This window comes from Sphingobium sp. SCG-1, assembly GCF_002953135.1.
Taxonomy (GTDB): domain Bacteria; phylum Pseudomonadota; class Alphaproteobacteria; order Sphingomonadales; family Sphingomonadaceae; genus Sphingobium.
The window spans coordinates 2,920,350-2,937,208 of the sequence record NZ_CP026372.1 but is presented as its reverse complement, the minus strand read 5'-3'; the positions used below and the strand labels follow the sequence as shown (position 1 = coordinate 2,937,208).

Below are 16,859 nucleotides of genomic sequence, written 5' to 3'. Positions count from 1 at the left end.
CTATAGCCCGAGCACTGTCTTGGCGATTATCGTGCGCTGCACTTCGTTGGTGCCGCCAAAGATCGTCCAGGCGCGGCTGTTGAGATAACGCGGCGCAGCCAGTTGCGCGTCCTTGCTGTAGAGCGGTTCGGGGCTGTCGTTCCCATAAAGCGGGCGGGCATCCTCCAGCGCCAGCCCCGCATATCCAAACAGTCGGACAGCCAGCGCATCAACTTGCTGACGCAAGCTCGACGCGACCATCTTGGACAGCGACGTCTGCGGGCCGGGTGGGAGGCCTTTCGCCATTTCCGCCAATACCCGCAATTCAGTCATTTCCAGCGCCTGACTCTCCAACTCCGCCAAAGCGAGCGCTGACAAGAATGTTTGATCCTGCGCCATTGTCCCGCCTCGACCGTCCGGCTCATGTTCCGCAGAAGCGCGGAGCTTGCGGATATCGGCGAGCAGCTTAGGCGCGTGACATGCGCCGCCGCGTTCATTTTCGAGCAGGAACTTGGCGATGGTCCAGCCTTGTCCTTCCTCGCCGACCAGATTGGCGAGCGGCGCGATCACATCGTCTAGAAAGACTTCGTTGACTTCATGGTCGCCTGCCAATCCCCTGATGGCACGAACTTCGACGCCTGGCTGGTTCATGTCGACCAGGATGAAACTGATCCCCGCCTGCGGTTTCACGCCGGCGTCGGTGCGGACGAGGCAAAAGATATGCGTCGCGTGATGTGCGTGCGTCGTCCACAGCTTGCGGCCGTTGATGACATAGTGCCCATCGCGCTGCTCGGCGCGCGTTTTGAGGTTCGCCAGGTCAGACCCCGCACCCGGCTCTGAGAAGCCCTGACACCAATAATCGCTGCCATCCAGAATGCGCGGCAGGATGTGCGCCTTTTGCTCCGCGTTGCCGAACCGGCAGATGACTGGCCCCAGCAGTTTCAATCCCAGCACCGGCAGTCCTGGCGCATCGGCGAGTGCGCATTCCTTCTCGAAGATGTAGCGCTGCACCGTCGTCCATCCGGTCCCGCCGCACTCCGCGGGCCAGTTGTACGCAAGCCAGCCCTTCTCATGCAGGATGCGCTGCCATTCGCGACCGATGTCCGGCTCGACAAACACGGATGGCGTGGCGCGCATTCCGGCGCGCAAGTGCTCGGGCAGGTTCTCGGCAAGAAAGGCCTGTACTTCCCGGCGAAAAGCCTCGTCCTCTTCCGAAAAATTCAAATCCATGACTAACGTTCCAAGATGGTGACGCCGGAAATACCGGGCGCACCGTACACATGGGAGTAGGCGGTCTTCGGTTCGCCGGGCACTTGCCTCCCGGCACCCCGGCCAAGCAACTGGGTTGCGTTTTCATAGACCTGCCGCAATCCCGAAGCGCCAATAGGTTCACCGCAGGCAAGGCATCCGCCGTCGGTGTTGACGGGCAATTTCCCATCGATGCGCGACCATCCTTCGGCCAGCCACTCTTCCTGCTCGCCATCCGTACAAAAGCCGTTTTCCGCCATGTGCATGATTTCCGCACCGGACTCAGTGTCTTGAAGCTGGGCGACGTCGATATCTTCCGGTCCGATGCCAGCCATCTCATACGCTGCCGCAGATGCGAGAAGTGTCGGAGCGCTGCCGCGCACGACATCGATGCTGGGTGCGAAGACCTCGAACGATCCGGGTGGCCGTGTCCGTATGACGGCAGCCTTTATCCGCACCTTATCGCGGCCGAGTTCCCGTGCTTTTTTCTCGCTGGCGAGGATCAGCGCGACCCCGCCTTCGGCTGGCGAACAGAACATATATTTGGTGAGCGGATCGCTAATCATCTGGCTATTAAGGATAATATCCAGATCGACTGCACTTCGGCGCCATGCGTGCGGGGCATGAACGGCATTATCGAATGCTTTCTCCGCCACACGCCCTAGCGCTTGCGACGTAATGCCATGTGCCGCCATGTACCGCTGCAATTTCATGGCGAAGAACTGCGTCGTCACCATCATCCCCATCTCGCCATACCAGTCGGGCAGGCTGTATTCTGCCGGCATGGCATTGAAGGCGCCGCGGGGATGCTTGTCGAACCCTAACGCAATGCCGACATCATTCTGACCCGACGCAATTGCCTGCCATGCGCCAATCAATGCCGATCCACCGGTCGCGCAGCCATTTTTGACATTGATGAAGGGGAGGCCCGTCAGCCCCATTTCGTTGACGATGGTGTCTGCGTTGCCTGAAGCGTCGGAACCGCCAAAGCCGAATTGCATGTCCGACCATTCCAGCCCGGCATCCGTTAGCGCCGCCCGGGCGGCATATGCGCCTTGTTGCAAACCGGAGCGCGCGTCTGTGCGACCAAAAGGATGAATGCCGATGCCGACGATATACACGTCACTCATGCGCCGCGCCCCTGTTTACCGGAGCAAAGGCATAAGTCACTATCGTACGGCCATTAACGTCCGTCGCTAGCGGCTGGAGCACGGTCCGCATCTCCATGCCGATCCGGATCGCGTCGAATGCGACGCCTGTTAGCGGTCCCTCGACAATGACGGCATCGGGCAATTCCACATAGCCGATCGCAAAGGGTTCGAACGCCTCCGGGCCGATGTACGGGGGAGACTTTGGGCGAAACCGCTGGATCGTCCAGGACCATAACGTGCCGGCGCGCGGCAGTTCGACAGGTTCGAAGCGCGTGTCGTCGCTGGGGCAGGGGAAGACAATTCGTCCGCTGACCATATCCCGCCCGCCGATCAGGCGCGGATCGGGGTCACCGGTGAATAATCCCTCGGCTATGGGTACTTGGCTCGAAATGGCCTGCTCCTTCGTCATCAGGCGAAGACTATGAGCGGGAGGACGCAGGATTTCCGCTGTAAGAAAGAATAGGTTGGTCAAGCCACGGCAAGCAAAAAGAAGGCTCGGCGTGTCGCGCCGAGCCTACTACGTTGTCAGAGATAAGAACGGCGCAGTTAATTATGCGCAAGATTCTCCGGATTGCTCGATCGCGGCGAGATGGCTGCGACGTTGCCCAGGAAGCCCAACTGCGTTGCCTTGAAGACCGTCTGGCTGCGATTGACGGCTTCCAGTTTGGTAGCCGCATTGTGGATATGGAAGCGCACCGTAGCGCAACTCCGTTCAAGGATCATCGCAATCTCGACGTCGGTTTTGCCGACGGCAGCCCAGCGAAGGCATTCCACTTCCCGCTTGGACAAACGGCAATTTCGCGGAATCCATGGGCGCTGCATAGTTACACGGGAGTAGCCGCTGATGAACCGTCGGGCGTGATATTCAAGCTGGTCCGAATACAAGACGAATTCGCGTGACAAATCCTCGCGATTGCCATCGAGCGGCGTAAAGCTGACGGCGCCGATCTGGCCGAAAGGCAGGTGGACAGGCACGACGATTGCCGCAGAAGCATTCACTTCATCGCTGAAGTGAGACAAGTCGATCTGGTCCAGCAGGGGATTGGGCGCACGCGTATGGATGCCGAGCGCATTGATCCAGAAGGGTTCGCTTTCGTACCGGCACGCAAAGGGTAATGGCGAACTGAGCGCCAGCAACGGCTTCCTCCACCATTGCTCTTTCGATGCAGGCCATCCGAAAACGGTGGAGGCCAGAACCTCGCCCGCCTCATCGCACATCGATAGCTTGGAAGCGATGTTGGCACATGCTGCCACGCGAAAGCTGCCAAGCTCTCGCGCGATATCCCGCAGAGCCTCGGCCGCGGGGCGAATGTCAGCCGCCGTGGCTATAGCGGTTGGAACATACCTGCCCGTCCCAATGCCCGCGCCATCTTTCGGCTGCTCGGCATCAACTGTGCAGGTGGCAAAGCTGTCACCTGATCTCTCCATGGTCGAGATGGTATACCTGCGCATGACGTGCAGCAAGGCTCATGAAACCTATGACTACACATAGGTTAGCGCCGCGCCGTTCTTTGAAACTATCGAAAAATGCAGGCGAAGTCCGAACGTGGAGAGTGCTTAGTACGCGTTGGCGGCGGCATCGGACCGCCCGCAGTATTTTGCGGCTCCGACGTTTAAGTGGGCAGTAACAGGAATGACGCCTTGAATTTCGATCTCAATGAAGAACAGGTCATGTTACGCGATCTCGTACTGCGGTTCGCTGCTGATCGGTATGACCCTGTAAAGCGGCTAGGTTATTTGCGTGATCCGCGCGGCTTTAGCGCCGAAGGTTGGGCGACGATCGCCGAGACAGGGCTGCTGGCCTTCCCCTTCGCGCAGGAACTGGGTGGGTTTGGGGGTGGGGCAGTGGAGCTCATCACGGTGATGGAAGCGCTTGGCCGCTCGGTGGCGGTCGAGCCGATCCTTCCAGTTATCGTCATGGCGGGCGGCCTGATCGAACGTGCTGGCAGCCCGGAACAGCAAGCCGAGTTGCTACCCGCGATTACCGCAGGCAAGACCTTCGCTGCTCTGGCCTATTCTGAACGCGATGCCCGCTACGGCCTTGAAAAAGTGGCGACTATGGCGACAGAAGACAGCGCTGGAACGGTCGTGTCCGGAACGAAGCAAATGGTGCTGGGCGGTCCGTTTGCGGACGACTTCCTGGTAGTGGCACGCGAAACCACCGGTGCTATCGGCATATTCAAGATCGCGGCGGATGCGCCGGGCGTGCGACGTCGCGACTATCGCGTCGTTGACGGCTCCGTTGCCAGTGATCTCGATCTCAGCCGAGCCCCGGCAGAGCGGTTGCCCGACGGGCAAGCGGCGTTGGAGGCTGCGCTCGATGAAGCCAGGCTCGGCATTTGCGGCGAACTGATGGGGCTGATGAGCATGATATTCGATTCGACGCTCGATTACCTGAAGACCCGCAATCAGTTTGGTCAGGCCATCGGATCGTTTCAGGCAGTGCAGCACCGCATGGCCGATCACTATAGCCGCCTCGAACTCAGCAGAGGACAGGTGTACCGAGCCGCCGCGCAACACGGCAATCGCCAGGATCGCGGCGCTAGTGTCAGCGGTGCTAAAGCCTATATCTCGCAGCACGCGCTGCTGTTGGCGGAGGATGCGGTGCAACTCCACGGTGGCATCGGCACTACAGAGGAACTGATGATCGGGCAGGCGTTCAAGCGCGTGTTGCTGCTCTCATCTCTGCTTGGCGACAGTGACTGGGAATTGCAGCGCTACGTTGCTTTGACGCGGCATTGATAAGGCTGGTGCTTCATTCGGTGAGTTTCACCATCGTTTTGCCGAAATTGCCGCCTGTGAACATCTTGGCATAGGCGACCAGCGTGTTCTCCAGGCCCTGCGTCACATCGAACGCCATCTTAACGCGCCCGTTCTCCAGCCACGGCCCTGTCAGCCGATTGATCTCTTCGCCCCGATGATAAAAATCCGGTGAGAAGAACCCGGCCACTGTCAGCCGCTTCATCAGGATCAAGTCGAAATTTTTTGGTCCGACACGTTCTTTTTGATCGTAGGTCGAGATCAGGCCGCAAATCGCTATGCGCCCATTCATGGCCATGTGTGGCAGCACGATATCGAGCAGTGTACCGCCTACACAATCGAAATAGCAGTCGATCCCGTCGGGCGCGGCCTGCTTCAATTGCCCGTCCACATCGCCGCGCTTGTAATCGATGCTGGCGGTAAGCCCAAATTCTTTGATAAGGCGTGCGCACTTCGTTTCGCCGCCTGCAATCCCAATAACGCGGCATCCTGTCGCCAGTGCGAACTGCGCTGCCAGCAGGCCAGTCGCTCCTGCTGCTGCCGACACGAGTACTGTCTCACCGGGTCTCACCCTGCCGTATTCGTTGAGGCCAACATAGGCGGTCCATCCATTCGGCCCTAATATCGCGAAATGTTGCCGCATGTCGGCAATATGGGCAACCTGCCAGAGATTGCCCGCGTCCGGCGCCAGCCTTGAATAGTCTGCCCACTGCCCATAGGCACGTACCACCGCTCCTTCGGCAAAGCCGGGATGTCGCGACTGGACTACGCGGCCAAGCACGAAGCCCATGATCGGGCTACCTAGCGGGAGCGGCGGCATATAGCTGTCGGTGCGGGACGTGAACCACATGCGCGTGCCGGCATCGAGAGAAAACCACAGGTTCTTCACGAGCAATTCGCGTTCGTCTATTTCGGGCAGAGGCCCGTCATACAGGTGAATTGCACTGGCGAAATCCTGGCCGTCCGGATAGCTGTCCAGCCGCCAGTATCGGTTTCCTTCAGCCATGACGCAGCTATCCTCTCAGTCAGATGTTGAACCGACTGTGCGTGGAGAGTTCGGCAGGCGCAGCTATGAAAAGCATCAATTGCTGCGAACCGACGGCCAAGCCACATCGGCACAAGGCAGAAGCTTGGGGCAGAAGAACGAGGCGGAGACGATGACAGAGACTTTCCATCGCGTAATCAAGGGCGATGAGATTGAGGAGCGGGCGATGCTGCCTTTCGTGGTGAATGGCTGGCCAGTGCTTCTTTGCCGCGAAGAGGGCGCAATCCACGCGCTTATCAATCGCTGCACACATGCCGCGTCCCAGCTTGCGCCGGATGGCCGGGTGCGCCGCGGCGCGGTCATGTGCCCGTTACATGGCGCGCGGTTCAAGCTCGACACTGGCGAGTGTCTTGGCGGCGCAGGCTACAAGCCGCTGAAGCTCTACCCTTGGCGCGAGGATGACGAGGGCTGGATCGAAGTTGCAGTGCCTGATGAAGCACCCGGCATGGAGCATTTGCCGGTCAAGCCGCTTAGCTGACGGTCAGGTATCCTTGGCCCAGGCTATACCGCGCCGCAGCAGGTCGTAGAATACCGGAAGATCCCAGGCACAACGGTCGACGGTGGGCCAATAATTAAGATCAGGCTGCATGTCGTAATGCCCCCGGCAGTGACCCAGAGTGTTGTAAAGCACGGCGCCTTTGCCCTGCGGCTTGATGTAGAGGACAGGATGCTTGTCGTGCGCCCATTCATGCTCGTCGAAGCCCGTCGCTTCGCCGGCAAATTCGGTTTCGAGCAGCACATGCAACTCGCCGTGGCGCTCCATCAGGTAGAGTTCGTCAGTGGTCTCGAATGGTTCAATGCCTTGTGTTAATGGATGATCGGCATCCAAGACAGTTACGGTGTATGGCGCAATCGGCGGATGTGCGATGAACTGTGTGCCCAGCGTGTCCATGAACAACGGTGCCCAGCGTGGGCTGCCGTACAGGCCGTTCTCGAACAGACGAAGCACTGAATTCGTGCCATGCAACGCATACCATCGCCCGCCACTCTGCACATAATCACGCAACGCTTCCTGCGCCTCCAGCGAAGGCACGACATCGCAGGTGTAGGTGATAAGCAAGTCTGCCGCCTTGATCGCGTCGATGTTGCTATAGTCCTCAAACACGCGAGTGCGTACACGCTCATCTTCGGCAAGCAGCTTCAGCAGTTCCAACCGCGCAAAGTCGATGTCATGATACAGCCCGCCCGCGATCAGAACGCAATCGATGCGTCCAGCTTTGTCCACCGCCTCTGCTTCCGACATCGCCTGTTCTCCCGTCAGAATTGAACGCGCTTGGTCATGCCGCCGTCGATCACCACGTTGGCGCCCGTCATGTAGCGGCATGCGGGCGACGCGATGAAAGCGATGGCCTTCGCCAATTCCTCACCACTGCCCATGCGGCCCATAGGGATCTGCTGTAGGATGGAGTCATGAAACTCGGTCATGTTCTTCTTGATGTAGGCCCACGGGCCATCATCGGTGTAGATCGGGCCGGGCGTTACCGTGTTCACACGTAAGCCTTGGGGCGCATATTTTTGCGCGAGCGCGGCGCTGTAATTCATGATCGCCGCTTTTAACGCGTTGTAGGGCTGTGGTCCCATGAATTCTTCGACTGCGCCGGTCGACGAAATCGTGACGATCGAACCTGCATCGGATCGTTCAAGCGCGGGTAGGGCCGCCTGAATGCCGCGCACCAGCGGCAATATGTCGCCGTTCAGCACGGTCGTCCATGCTTCGGCTGTGTCAACGCCCGGATTAACGGACACGAATGAAATGAAGATGTCGCATCCGCCCAATTGATCCGCCGCGCTTGCGACCCATGCGGGAAAGGCCTCCGCATCCGTCACGTCCACGGCTTCACCGATAGCTTTGACCCCCAGCGCACTTAGCTCCTGCGTGACAGCATCGACCTTCGACTCTGTGCGGCCGCACAGCGCGATGTCGCAACCTTCTTGAGCCAATATATTGGCGACGCGGCGGCCGATGCTGGCATTGGCTCCGGCGAGAATCGCCTTACGGCCCTTCAATTCCAAATCCATCGCCTGCTCCTGAACTATGATGCTATCTGTCTTACTGAAAAGGCTGCGCGGGTTCACTGACGTTTCCATCAGTGTCGCATGAAGTTCAGCATGGCATAGAGGCTCTTCGGCGCTAAACAGAATGCGGGGAGAGGCAGAACGCTATGGCAAAGCAACGTCTCGCGGACCTTGTGCGTGCCCATGCCGCGGATATGCCCGATGCCGTAGCCCTGGTTTTTGAGGGGCGGGAAACCAGCTTCGGCCAACTCGACCGTCATGCCAGTCAGGTCGCCAACGGCCTGATCGCATCGGGGTTGAAGCCCGGCGATCGGATCGCGTATCTTGGCAAAAATAGTGATCGCTATTTCGAGTATTGGATAGGTGCGGCCAAGGCAGGATTGGTGCTGGTGCCGATCAACTGGCGGCTTGCCGCTCCGGAAGTCGCCTACATACTAGAGGATAGCCGGCCAGGGTTGATCCTTGTGGATCCGGAATTCGAAATCGATGCAAGCTCGAACGGGCGCAATACTGTCCTAACCGCGCAGGACTTCGCACAGTGGCGGGACCGCCAGTCGATAGCTGATCCGATGCGCGACGCAGCCTACGACGACGCCGTGCTGCAACTTTATACCTCGGGCACTACAGGCAATCCAAAAGGCGCGTTGCTGAGCAACCGTAGTCTGCTGGCGCTTCGGCAAGACACGCCGCTCGATCAAGTTCCTCTATGGAACCGATGGACCGCCGACGATGTCGCCTTGATTGCGATGCCCATTTTCCACATCAGTGGATCGGGCTGGGGCCTCTGGTCGCTCCAGCATGGCGGTAAGGGCATCGTCGTCCGCGAATTCGATCCGCATCAGGTGCTCGATCTTCTTGTGCGCTACCGCATTACGAAGATCATGATGGTGCCGACTGCCATGAAGATCGTGTGCGATCATCCCGATGCGGCGACTGCTGATTTCGGCTTCCTGCGATATATCTGCTATGGCGGCTCGGCTATCCCGCTCGATTTGATGCGGCAGGCGCTCTCCGTCTTCGGCTGCGGCTTCGCGCAGATGTACGGCATGACGGAGACCGCCGGCACCATCGCCGGACTGCCGCCCGAGGATCATCATCCGGACGGCAATGCACGTATGCGCAGCATCGGCGTTCCCTTGCCCGGCGTTGAAATCCAGATATGGGGCGAAGATGGACAGGAACGTCCACGCGGACAGGTCGGAGAGATCGTCACGCGCTCGTCTGCAAATATGATCGGGTATTTCGGTCGGCCCGAGGCCACGGCGGAAACTCTGGACGAAGGGGGATGGCTGCGCACCGGCGACGCAGGCTATATGGATGAAGACGGCTATCTTTACCTCGCCGACCGGATCAAGGACATGATTATAACCGGCGGCGAAAACGTCTATCCGGCCGAAGTCGAGAATTCCTTGTATAGCCATCCTGATGTCGCAGACGTAGCCGTCATCGGCATACCTGATCCCAAATGGGGGGAAGCGGTGAAGGCCATCGTCGTCCCTGTAGAAGGTCGGCAGCCCGATCCCGCCGCGCTTATTGCATGGTCCCGCGAACGGATCGCCGCCTATAAGGCGCCTAAGACGATAGCCTTTCGCGACACGCTTCCGCGCAATCCATCGGGCAAGATCCTCCGCCGCATCCTGCGCGATGAATATCGCTGACCTCTTGCTTGTCGCAGGTTTGTAAGACCCGGACTACGCTTAGCTTAATCCATACGAACAAAGCAGCATCGGAGAGCGGGCATGACTGCCAACTACACTGGTCCCCTGGAGGATCGGATCGCCATTCGCGAAGTTCTTGAAACCTACGCCGATGCCGTCAACCGCTCGGATGAAGCGCTGTGGGCTTCGCTTTGGGTCGAGGATTGTCACTGGGATCTTTCGCATTATCCTGAACTCGGGGTCGTGTCTGGCAAGAAGGCGGTGGTGGATTTGTGGCGCGGGGCAATGCCGCATTACCCGAAGCTCAGCTTCATCATGACGCCGGGCATGATCCAGGTCAGTGGCGAAACCGCGACAGCCCGCGCCTACTTCTCCGAAGTTTACGAGGAACCCGGCACGTCAAAGGATAAGCGTGCCCGCGCCTGCTATGACGACAAGCTCGTGAAGCAGGATGGCCAGTGGCTTCTCCAAAGCCGGGCGTTCACTATTATCCATCAGACCTGATGGCACCCGTTCAGACAGCTTTTTTCACGACAAAGAGGGACGCCAACATGATTGTAGTGACTGGACAGATATTTACCGACCCCGCCACTTTACCGGACCTGTTCGCGCGCCTTCAGCAACTGTGCGAACCCTCCCGTTCTGAGGACGGCTGCACATTCTATCACATGGGCGTCGAGGACGCAGAAAAAGGCGTGCTGATGGCGATGGAGGGCTGGCGCGACATGGACGCGCTTCAAACGCATTTAGCGCAACCGGCCATCGCGAAATTGCTTGCCGATTTTGACGGCAAATTTTCGAACAAGGTCTCGATCCACGAGGTCTCGTCAACGCAGCCGATGTAAGGGAGCTTTCTGTCCGTCTCTCCATAAAGGGCAGAAAGGGAACCCGGATTGCTGCAGCGGTCCGGGTTCTTTTTTGCAGATGCTATCCTTCGGCGGCGACTGGACTAGTTTGTCTCAGTTTTTCGCCAATGTCCTGCCCCGCGAGATATCCGAATACCATCGCAGGTCCGAGCGTGCCGCCGGCGCCGCCATAAGTCATGCCCATGGGAGAGGCCATCGCGTTGCCCGCGCAATACAGGCCGGGAATGATATTGCCGTCAACGTCCAGCACGCGTGCGCGGGTGTCCGTCTGCGGACCGCCCTTCGTTCCCAATGCGCCGGACTTCACTTCGACGGCATAATAGGGTCCGTCGCCAAGCGGCCCTAGCGTCGCGCGCGGACTACCACGATGGCTGGGGTCTCCCCACCATATGTCGTTTGCTGCCTCACCTCGGTGGAAGTCCGGGTCGCGCCCTTCCGAAGCATTGGCGTTGAAGCGGGCGACACTGGCTTCCAAACCATCGGCGTCGATCCCCACCCGATCGGCTAACGTACGTAATGTGTCCCCGCTCGGCACCCACTGCGGCGGTCGTGCGCCTTCGTCGAAATGGTCGGTCAAACCACCTACCAGAAAAGGGTAGCGGCTGTAAAAATCGGCGTTGAAGATCAGCCAGCACGGCAAGTTGGCATATTGGAAGGCGGTGACGTCCTGTTCATGAAAGGCTGCGCCAAAGGCATTGTAATTCGACGCTTCGTTGGTGAACCGGCGCCCTTTGGCGTTCACCATCAGCCCGCCGGGCATCGTGCGTTCGTAAGTGAAAAGCTGCATACCTGCTTCGTTGAGATCGGTAGGAACCTCGATCACGGGCATCCACCACGCTTCGCGCATATTGCCGAGCATTGCACCCACCCGCATCGCCATGCGCAGGCCGTCTCCCGTGTTGGTCTTGATCGACACGGGGTGTGTCATTGGGCCGCGCGTGAATGCGCGCACCAGCGACTTGTCCCATTCGAAACCGCCGGTCGCGACCACGACATTGGCGGCATGAACGATGCTGCCATCCTCAAATCGGATACCTGCAACTGCGCTGTCCCTCATGATGAGTTCGACCGCCCGCATGTCAGTCCGTGGCTCGATCCCGCGATCGAGACAGCCTTTCAGCAGCCGTCCGATCAGCGCGGCGCCCATGCCCCTTTCATCCCTTTCGCGCCGACGCGCCTTGACTTCCGGACTGGCCGGTGCGGGTACAGGTTGTCCCAATGTTGTCTCGCCAACCGTCATTGTTGCGTCGGGATAATAAGGCGAACGCTGGACGCGCTCCGCCCATGCGCCAAGTTCCTGATAGGAAAAGGGCGGACATTCCAATGTACGACCGCCCTCCCGCTTTGCGCCAGGAAATTCGGAATGATAATCCGGGAGATAGGGGATGGCGTAGAATTTCGCGGGCGTCCGCTCCTCCAGAAAATCAACCATCAGCGGGCCGGTATCCACATAAGTCTCCGCCATCGCGGGATCGATCATGCCGTGCGAAAGTGCCGCGAGATAGGTAAGTGCTTCCTCGCGGCTATCGCTTCGATCAGGGGCTTGACGATTGTGGTTGGGTATCCAGATTTGACCACCCGACCAGGCGCTTGTGCCACCTACTTTGTCGGCCTTCTCGAATATGGCGACGCGCGCGCCCCCTTCATGCGCGGTGATCGCGGCGGTCAGTGCCGCTGCGCCGCTGCCCAATACGACGACATCAAAATCGCGCATGACGCCTCTCCTCTAATGTTTATTGAGGAGGCATCATTCCATAGGGCAGATGGGCCGGGGACTGGCAGTTACACTAGCGCAACTTGGCTATTTGGCGGTCATGCCGCCATCGATCACCAGTTCCGATCCCGTCATGAAGCTTGCGGCTGGGGACGCGAGATAGACTATGCCGTTGGCGATCTCCTCCGTGTCGCCCATGCGGCCCATGGCATGTCCGGCCGATACTATATTTCGCGCTGTGGCTTCGTCCGGGAACAGCCCTGACTCCACATAGCGCGCGTAGATCGTATCCATCATGTTGGTGTCGATGCCGCCGGGATGAACGCTGTTGACCCGGATCGGCAGTCCCAGCATCGCGAATTCCACTGCGGCGCTTTTACTGAACAGCTTCACACCGCCCTTGCTCGTGCAATAGGCCGCCATGAACGCCGCTCCTTTTAGGCCACCCACCGATGACAAGTTGATAACAGAAGACCCGCCTTGGCGCGTCTGGCCGCTACGCGCCAGCAAGTCCTGTGCGGCTTTCGTACCGAGGAAGACGCCCTCGACATTAATTGCCATGCACTTGCGGAATTCAGCGAGGCTGGTCTCCGCAATAGCGTTGGTGATGGAGATGCCCGCATTGTTCACCAATATGTCCAGGCGTTCATGCTCTGATGCGATGGCGCGGATCAGTTCTGCCCATGCATCTTCGCTCGTCACGTCCAACTGGCGATATGCAACTGCGCCTTCCACCTCCGCCTCGGCTGCCAGATCCGACGCTATGACGATGGCGCCCGCCTCGGCAAGCGCCCTGCAGGATGCGCGCCCGATCCCGCCGGTCGCCCCTGTCACCAGCGCAACCGCGCCATCGAGTGAAAATGCGGTCATGGTCCATCTCCTGTTCTCACTGCGGCATCAGCGCGCGGTCCAGCCGCCGTCGACCACGACTTCGCTTCCCGTCATGTAACTGGCGTCGTCGCTTGCAAGGAACGCCACGACCTTGCCGATCTCTGTCGGCTGGGCCAGGCGCTTGATGGGCGTGGTCTGCGCCATAGCTTCAATTAGTTGCTGCGGTGTCAGCGTGCCGTCCCGCTCCGACCACCGCTGCATGCCTTTCAGCAAGAGAGGTGTTTCGACGAAGCCGGGATGCACGCTGTTCACGCGGATAGGCACGCCTGCGTCCGCAAATTCCAGGGCATTGGATTTGGTGAACAACCGCACCGCGCCCTTGGACGCATTATAGGCCGACACTTCGCCCATACCCACCAACCCCATGATGGAACTGATGTTGATGATGCTGGAACCGTAGGGGGTACTCATCCCCCCCTTGGCAAGAAGGGGCTGGAAGGTCTTGGTGCCAAGAAACACGGTGTCGACGTTCAGTGCCATCAGCCGTCGCCAATCTTCCAGCTTCAGGTCCTGCACCTTGCCCGTAAGGTCCGCGCCGACATTGTTCACGAGGATGTCGAGATGGCCGAAGCTGCGTTCGATCTCCGCCTTTGCCGCAATCCAGGACTCCTCGTCCGTCGCATCCAATCGGATGTAGCTCGCATTTGCCATAGGGTGCAGCGCGTTGGCGACAGCCTCACTGTCCGGTGCGTCCAGATCCGTGACGATCGTCCTCGCTCCGTCCGCGTCGAGGCACTGAGCGATGGCAAGTCCGATACCTCGCAATGCGCCTGATACTAAAGCAATTCTGCCTTCCAACCGTCCCATCATCACACTGTCCTTTTTTTGCGTCCGGTCTTTCGCAGAGGCGCTTTTTTGCGTGCGTTGCTGGCGGCAGATTGCTCATGGTGCGGTCATTACGGGAACCTGCCGATTGTCACAGGGTGACTTCAACCGGAATGCCGCGCAATTGTTCGGTAACATTCCGCGGCATGCATCAACATGCGCGAAGTAGATCACATTAGGAAAAGGCGCAGGGCAACCGATCGCTGCGCTCAAAGGGAGAGATGTCGTGACGACCAACGTCCATATGCGAACATTGAAATTAGCTGTCAGCGCATTGGCTCTTTCCGTCGGCATCGCACCGCCCGCATTCGCGCAGGCTGATGCCACCCCCGAAGAGACGGCCGCCACGCCGGGCGGCCTTACCGACATTGTCGTCACGGCGCGCAAGCGGGAAGAAAGTGTTCAGGATATTCCCGTCGCCGTCACTGCCATCTCGGCTGAAACCGTACAGCGTCAGGATTTGACTTCCATCGAAAAGATAGCCGCGCGCACACCGAACCTGAACGTTGGTCGAGCGTCCAACGGTTCCGGCGCGCAGTTGACGATGCGCGGCATTGGCTCGTCCTCAACCTCCATCGGCATCGAACAGTCGGTGGCCGTGGTCGTCGATGGCGTCTATTACGGGCAAGGCCGCATCATCAATGAGGGCTTTTTCGATCTTGCGCGGGTGGAAATTCTCAAAGGCCCGCAAGCGCTGTTCTTCGGAAAGAATGCCACCGCCGGCGTCATTTCGCTCACCACTGCCGATCCCACGCAGACGTTCGAGATCAAGGGCAGGGCTGCCTATGAATTCAACGCTCAGCAAGCGCAGATCGAGGCAGTGGCGTCCGGCCCGCTGAGCGATACGCTTGGCATCCGCCTTGCTGTTCGCGCATCGAAGATGTTCGAGGGCTATTACAGGAACGTTGCGGCGCCCTTCAATTACGCCACGCTGGATGTTGCTACTGGTGTTGCAGGTAGCGTGGTCGCGCAACCATCATCGGAGGACGAGCCGAAGGAAAAGGAACTGCTCGGCCGATTGACGCTGAAGTGGGAACCGACCGACCAACTCACGGCTACGCTGAAAGCATCGGGCACATACAACAAGGCCAACAACAACAGCTGGAACTATGTCGCGTTCAACTGTCCGACGGGAGTGAGCCAGCTTAATGGCTATGCATGTGGCCGCGATTTCATAACGCATCAAAACAAGATACCAGCCGAGTTTGCCGCCCAGGTCCCTTTCGCCAAGGAAGACGGCAGCCTCTATAATCGCTACAAGTCCTGGGCGGTGACGGGCACAGTCGCCTATGAACTCGAAGACGTGACGCTGACGTCAGTCACTAACTACAACTGGAACAATAATCGCTGGGCCTGCGCCTGCGACTTCCAATCAAGCCCGGCGTCCAACTGGGCGACCGAAAATTCGACTTACCATGCTTTCTCGTCCGAATTTCGCGCCCTCACGACATTTGACTCCCCGGTTAACTTGATGATCGGCGGCCTGTATCAAAAGACCAAGCGTACTTTCGACCAGTATATTCTACTGGCAGGTCTCACCAATAGCGCTGCCAGTCCGGAAAATGAGTTCCTGGCAACACGCAAAACCAGCTTTACCGATGGAGAGACAGTCGCCGCGTTCGGGCAGGTGACCTGGAAAGTCATCCCCACGGTCGAGATCGCAGGAGGCGTGCGCTACACTCACGAAACCAAGGACAGCTTCTTCACGCAGCCTTATAACAATCCCGGTCTTACGACGATTTTCAGGCCGCAGGACGATCCAGACGGATTGGGCGTAGTCACTGCCAAGCAGACGTTTAACGACTGGTCGCCGGAAGCCACGATCACATGGAAACCGACGAGCGGTTTGCTGGTCTATGGCGCCTACAAAACGGCGTACAAATCAGGCGGTTTCTCCAATGGCGGTATCAATTCGAAGCTATCGACGACGCCGTTCGCAGACCTGACATTCGATCCGGAAAAGGCACGCGGCTTCGAAGTCGGCATCAAATCCACTTTGCTCGACAATCAGCTTCGCTTAAACCTTGGGTTATACACCTATGGCTACAGCAATCTTCAGGTGGATTTCTTCAACTCGCCGATCTTTGCATTTCAGACGCTGACGGCCGATGCCCGAACCAAGGGTGTGGAGCTGGAGTTTGAGTATGCACCGCGCAATCTGGAGGGGCTGAACCTGCACGGCTCGATAAACTACAACAAGGCGCGTTATACCGATTTTCCCGATGCACCCTGCTACGCCGGGCAAAGTCAGGCTGAGGGATGCAATGTTGCGGTGGGCGCGGCGTTCCGCCAGGATCTCGAAGGCCAGCCGCTTTCTGTCGCGCCGGAATGGACCGGTACGCTTGGCTTCGCCTATGATATGACGATGGGGTCAGGCATGATGGTCGGGTTCAACGCTGATGCGCGGTACAGCGACTCCTACCTCGCCTCCGGCTTCGGCGCGCTGGACTCACGGCAATCAAGCTATGTCACCATAGATGCGGGTGTGCGCGTCGGCCCTGAAAATGAAAGCTGGCAGGTTGCGCTGATAGGCAAGAACCTCACGAACCGCTTCTACGTGACGGGGGCAGTCGACGGGCCATCCACGGGCGGCGCATCGGGTGGGCTTACCCCGGCACATGCTGATCAGCTTGGCTTCGGGACACTCCCACGAACGGTGCAAATTCAGTTCAGCACCAAATTCTAGGGGCGGTTCCTGCCAGAAGG

At 58.9% G+C, this 16,859-nt stretch carries 16 protein-coding genes; 6 read left to right on the top strand and 10 right to left on the bottom strand.

All coding sequences use genetic code 11. The features are described 5' to 3' along the window. The 4 genes from C1T17_RS13380 to C1T17_RS13365 all read right to left on the bottom strand — a co-directional run bounded on the left by C1T17_RS13380 (position 1) and on the right by C1T17_RS13365 (position 3,830). Positions 1-1,209: an acyl-CoA dehydrogenase family protein gene (locus C1T17_RS13380; protein ID WP_104953866.1), complete on the bottom strand. Its 1,209-nt coding sequence runs from the start codon at positions 1,207-1,209 to the stop codon at positions 1-3. 2 nt (positions 1,210-1,211) lie between these two features. Then, a complete protein-coding gene (locus tag C1T17_RS13375; RefSeq protein WP_104953865.1) occupies positions 1,212-2,357 on the bottom strand; it encodes a thiolase family protein in 1,146 nt (381 codons plus the stop codon). Further along, the gene (locus C1T17_RS13370) at positions 2,350-2,787 is read right to left on the bottom strand and encodes a Zn-ribbon domain-containing OB-fold protein (protein ID WP_104953864.1); all 438 of its coding nucleotides are present in this window, start codon (positions 2,785-2,787) and stop codon (positions 2,350-2,352) included. Before C1T17_RS13370 ends, C1T17_RS13375 begins: the two co-directional genes overlap by 8 nt. A 137-nt stretch (positions 2,788-2,924) precedes the next feature. After that, positions 2,925-3,830, bottom strand: a complete 906-nt coding sequence (locus C1T17_RS13365) for a helix-turn-helix transcriptional regulator (RefSeq protein WP_223262603.1) — start codon at positions 3,828-3,830, stop codon at positions 2,925-2,927. A 189-nt stretch (positions 3,831-4,019) separates the two neighbouring features. Between C1T17_RS13365 and C1T17_RS13360 the strand changes: the two genes are divergently transcribed. Next, positions 4,020-5,120 (top strand): acyl-CoA dehydrogenase family protein, encoded by a 1,101-nt coding sequence (locus tag C1T17_RS13360; protein ID WP_104953862.1) that lies wholly within the window; start codon positions 4,020-4,022, stop codon positions 5,118-5,120. A gap of 13 nt (positions 5,121-5,133) precedes the next feature. Here C1T17_RS13360 and C1T17_RS13355 read toward each other — a convergent pair whose 3' ends face one another. Beyond that, the gene (locus C1T17_RS13355) at positions 5,134-6,144 is read right to left on the bottom strand and encodes an NADP-dependent oxidoreductase (RefSeq protein WP_104953861.1); all 1,011 of its coding nucleotides are present in this window, start codon (positions 6,142-6,144) and stop codon (positions 5,134-5,136) included. A 151-nt stretch (positions 6,145-6,295) separates the two neighbouring features. Here C1T17_RS13355 and C1T17_RS13350 point away from each other — a divergent pair, with 151 nt between their 5' ends. After that, positions 6,296-6,661, top strand: coding sequence for a Rieske (2Fe-2S) protein (locus C1T17_RS13350; protein WP_104955223.1), 366 nt, complete (start codon positions 6,296-6,298; stop codon positions 6,659-6,661). A 3-nt stretch (positions 6,662-6,664) separates the two neighbouring features. On the opposite strand, the gene C1T17_RS13345 is transcribed toward C1T17_RS13350, so the two are convergent. Both C1T17_RS13345 and C1T17_RS13340 read right to left on the bottom strand, forming a co-directional pair. Continuing rightward, positions 6,665-7,426 carry a ThuA domain-containing protein gene (locus C1T17_RS13345; protein WP_104953860.1) on the bottom strand — a complete coding sequence of 254 codons (762 nt, stop codon included), beginning with the start codon at positions 7,424-7,426 and terminating at the stop codon, positions 6,665-6,667. A gap of 14 nt (positions 7,427-7,440) precedes the next feature. After that, positions 7,441-8,202 carry an SDR family NAD(P)-dependent oxidoreductase gene (locus tag C1T17_RS13340; RefSeq protein WP_104955222.1) on the bottom strand — a complete coding sequence of 254 codons (762 nt, stop codon included), beginning with the start codon at positions 8,200-8,202 and terminating at the stop codon, positions 7,441-7,443. A 143-nt stretch (positions 8,203-8,345) separates the two neighbouring features. Here C1T17_RS13340 and C1T17_RS13335 point away from each other — a divergent pair, with 143 nt between their 5' ends. The 3 genes from C1T17_RS13335 to C1T17_RS13325 all read left to right on the top strand — a co-directional run bounded on the left by C1T17_RS13335 (position 8,346) and on the right by C1T17_RS13325 (position 10,702). Beyond that, on the top strand, positions 8,346-9,857 hold the full coding sequence (locus tag C1T17_RS13335) for a fatty acid--CoA ligase (RefSeq protein WP_104953859.1): 1,512 nt from the start codon (positions 8,346-8,348) through the stop codon (positions 9,855-9,857). 81 nt (positions 9,858-9,938) lie between these two features. Continuing rightward, entirely contained in the window at positions 9,939-10,361 is a 423-nt protein-coding gene (locus tag C1T17_RS13330; protein ID WP_104953858.1) for a nuclear transport factor 2 family protein, read from the top strand. 47 nt (positions 10,362-10,408) lie between these two features. Continuing rightward, complete coding sequence (locus tag C1T17_RS13325) at positions 10,409-10,702, top strand: putative quinol monooxygenase (RefSeq protein ID WP_189338352.1); 294 nt, start codon at positions 10,409-10,411, stop codon at positions 10,700-10,702. Between the two features lie 82 nt (positions 10,703-10,784). Here the strand turns inward: C1T17_RS13325 and C1T17_RS13320 are convergent, their stop codons facing one another. The 3 genes from C1T17_RS13320 to C1T17_RS13310 form a co-directional block, all read right to left on the bottom strand. Next, positions 10,785-12,437 (bottom strand): FAD-dependent oxidoreductase, encoded by a 1,653-nt coding sequence (locus C1T17_RS13320; protein ID WP_104953856.1) that lies wholly within the window; start codon positions 12,435-12,437, stop codon positions 10,785-10,787. Positions 12,438-12,524: 87 nt separating this feature from the next. Then, the gene (locus tag C1T17_RS13315) at positions 12,525-13,307 is read right to left on the bottom strand and encodes an SDR family NAD(P)-dependent oxidoreductase (protein WP_104953855.1); all 783 of its coding nucleotides are present in this window, start codon (positions 13,305-13,307) and stop codon (positions 12,525-12,527) included. Between the two features lie 27 nt (positions 13,308-13,334). Further along, entirely contained in the window at positions 13,335-14,138 is an 804-nt protein-coding gene (locus tag C1T17_RS13310) for an SDR family NAD(P)-dependent oxidoreductase (protein ID WP_104953854.1), read from the bottom strand. A gap of 259 nt (positions 14,139-14,397) precedes the next feature. Here C1T17_RS13310 and C1T17_RS13305 point away from each other — a divergent pair, with 259 nt between their 5' ends. Beyond that, positions 14,398-16,839, top strand: coding sequence for a TonB-dependent receptor (locus C1T17_RS13305; protein WP_104955221.1), 2,442 nt, complete (start codon positions 14,398-14,400; stop codon positions 16,837-16,839). Positions 16,840-16,859 lie beyond the last annotated feature (20 nt).

Coding starts and splice junctions, on each gene's coding strand:
- C1T17_RS13380 (WP_104953866.1), bottom strand. CDS start 1,209: ATGGATTTGAATTTTTCGGAAGAGGACGAGGCTTTTCGCCGGGAAGTA.
- C1T17_RS13375 (WP_104953865.1), bottom strand. CDS start 2,357: ATGAGTGACGTGTATATCGTCGGCATCGGCATTCATCCTTTTGGTCGC.
- C1T17_RS13370 (WP_104953864.1), bottom strand. CDS start 2,787: ATGACGAAGGAGCAGGCCATTTCGAGCCAAGTACCCATAGCCGAGGGA.
- C1T17_RS13365 (WP_223262603.1), bottom strand. CDS start 3,830: ATGCGCAGGTATACCATCTCGACCATGGAGAGATCAGGTGACAGCTTT.
- C1T17_RS13355 (WP_104953861.1), bottom strand. CDS start 6,144: ATGGCTGAAGGAAACCGATACTGGCGGCTGGACAGCTATCCGGACGGC.
- C1T17_RS13350 (WP_104955223.1), top strand. CDS start 6,296: ATGACAGAGACTTTCCATCGCGTAATCAAGGGCGATGAGATTGAGGAG.
- C1T17_RS13345 (WP_104953860.1), bottom strand. CDS start 7,426: ATGTCGGAAGCAGAGGCGGTGGACAAAGCTGGACGCATCGATTGCGTT.
- C1T17_RS13340 (WP_104955222.1), bottom strand. CDS start 8,202: ATGGATTTGGAATTGAAGGGCCGTAAGGCGATTCTCGCCGGAGCCAAT.
- C1T17_RS13335 (WP_104953859.1), top strand. CDS start 8,346: ATGGCAAAGCAACGTCTCGCGGACCTTGTGCGTGCCCATGCCGCGGAT.
- C1T17_RS13330 (WP_104953858.1), top strand. CDS start 9,939: ATGACTGCCAACTACACTGGTCCCCTGGAGGATCGGATCGCCATTCGC.
- C1T17_RS13325 (WP_189338352.1), top strand. CDS start 10,409: ATGATTGTAGTGACTGGACAGATATTTACCGACCCCGCCACTTTACCG.
- C1T17_RS13320 (WP_104953856.1), bottom strand. CDS start 12,437: ATGCGCGATTTTGATGTCGTCGTATTGGGCAGCGGCGCAGCGGCACTG.
- C1T17_RS13315 (WP_104953855.1), bottom strand. CDS start 13,307: ATGACCGCATTTTCACTCGATGGCGCGGTTGCGCTGGTGACAGGGGCG.
- C1T17_RS13310 (WP_104953854.1), bottom strand. CDS start 14,138: ATGATGGGACGGTTGGAAGGCAGAATTGCTTTAGTATCAGGCGCATTG.
- C1T17_RS13305 (WP_104955221.1), top strand. CDS start 14,398: ATGCGAACATTGAAATTAGCTGTCAGCGCATTGGCTCTTTCCGTCGGC.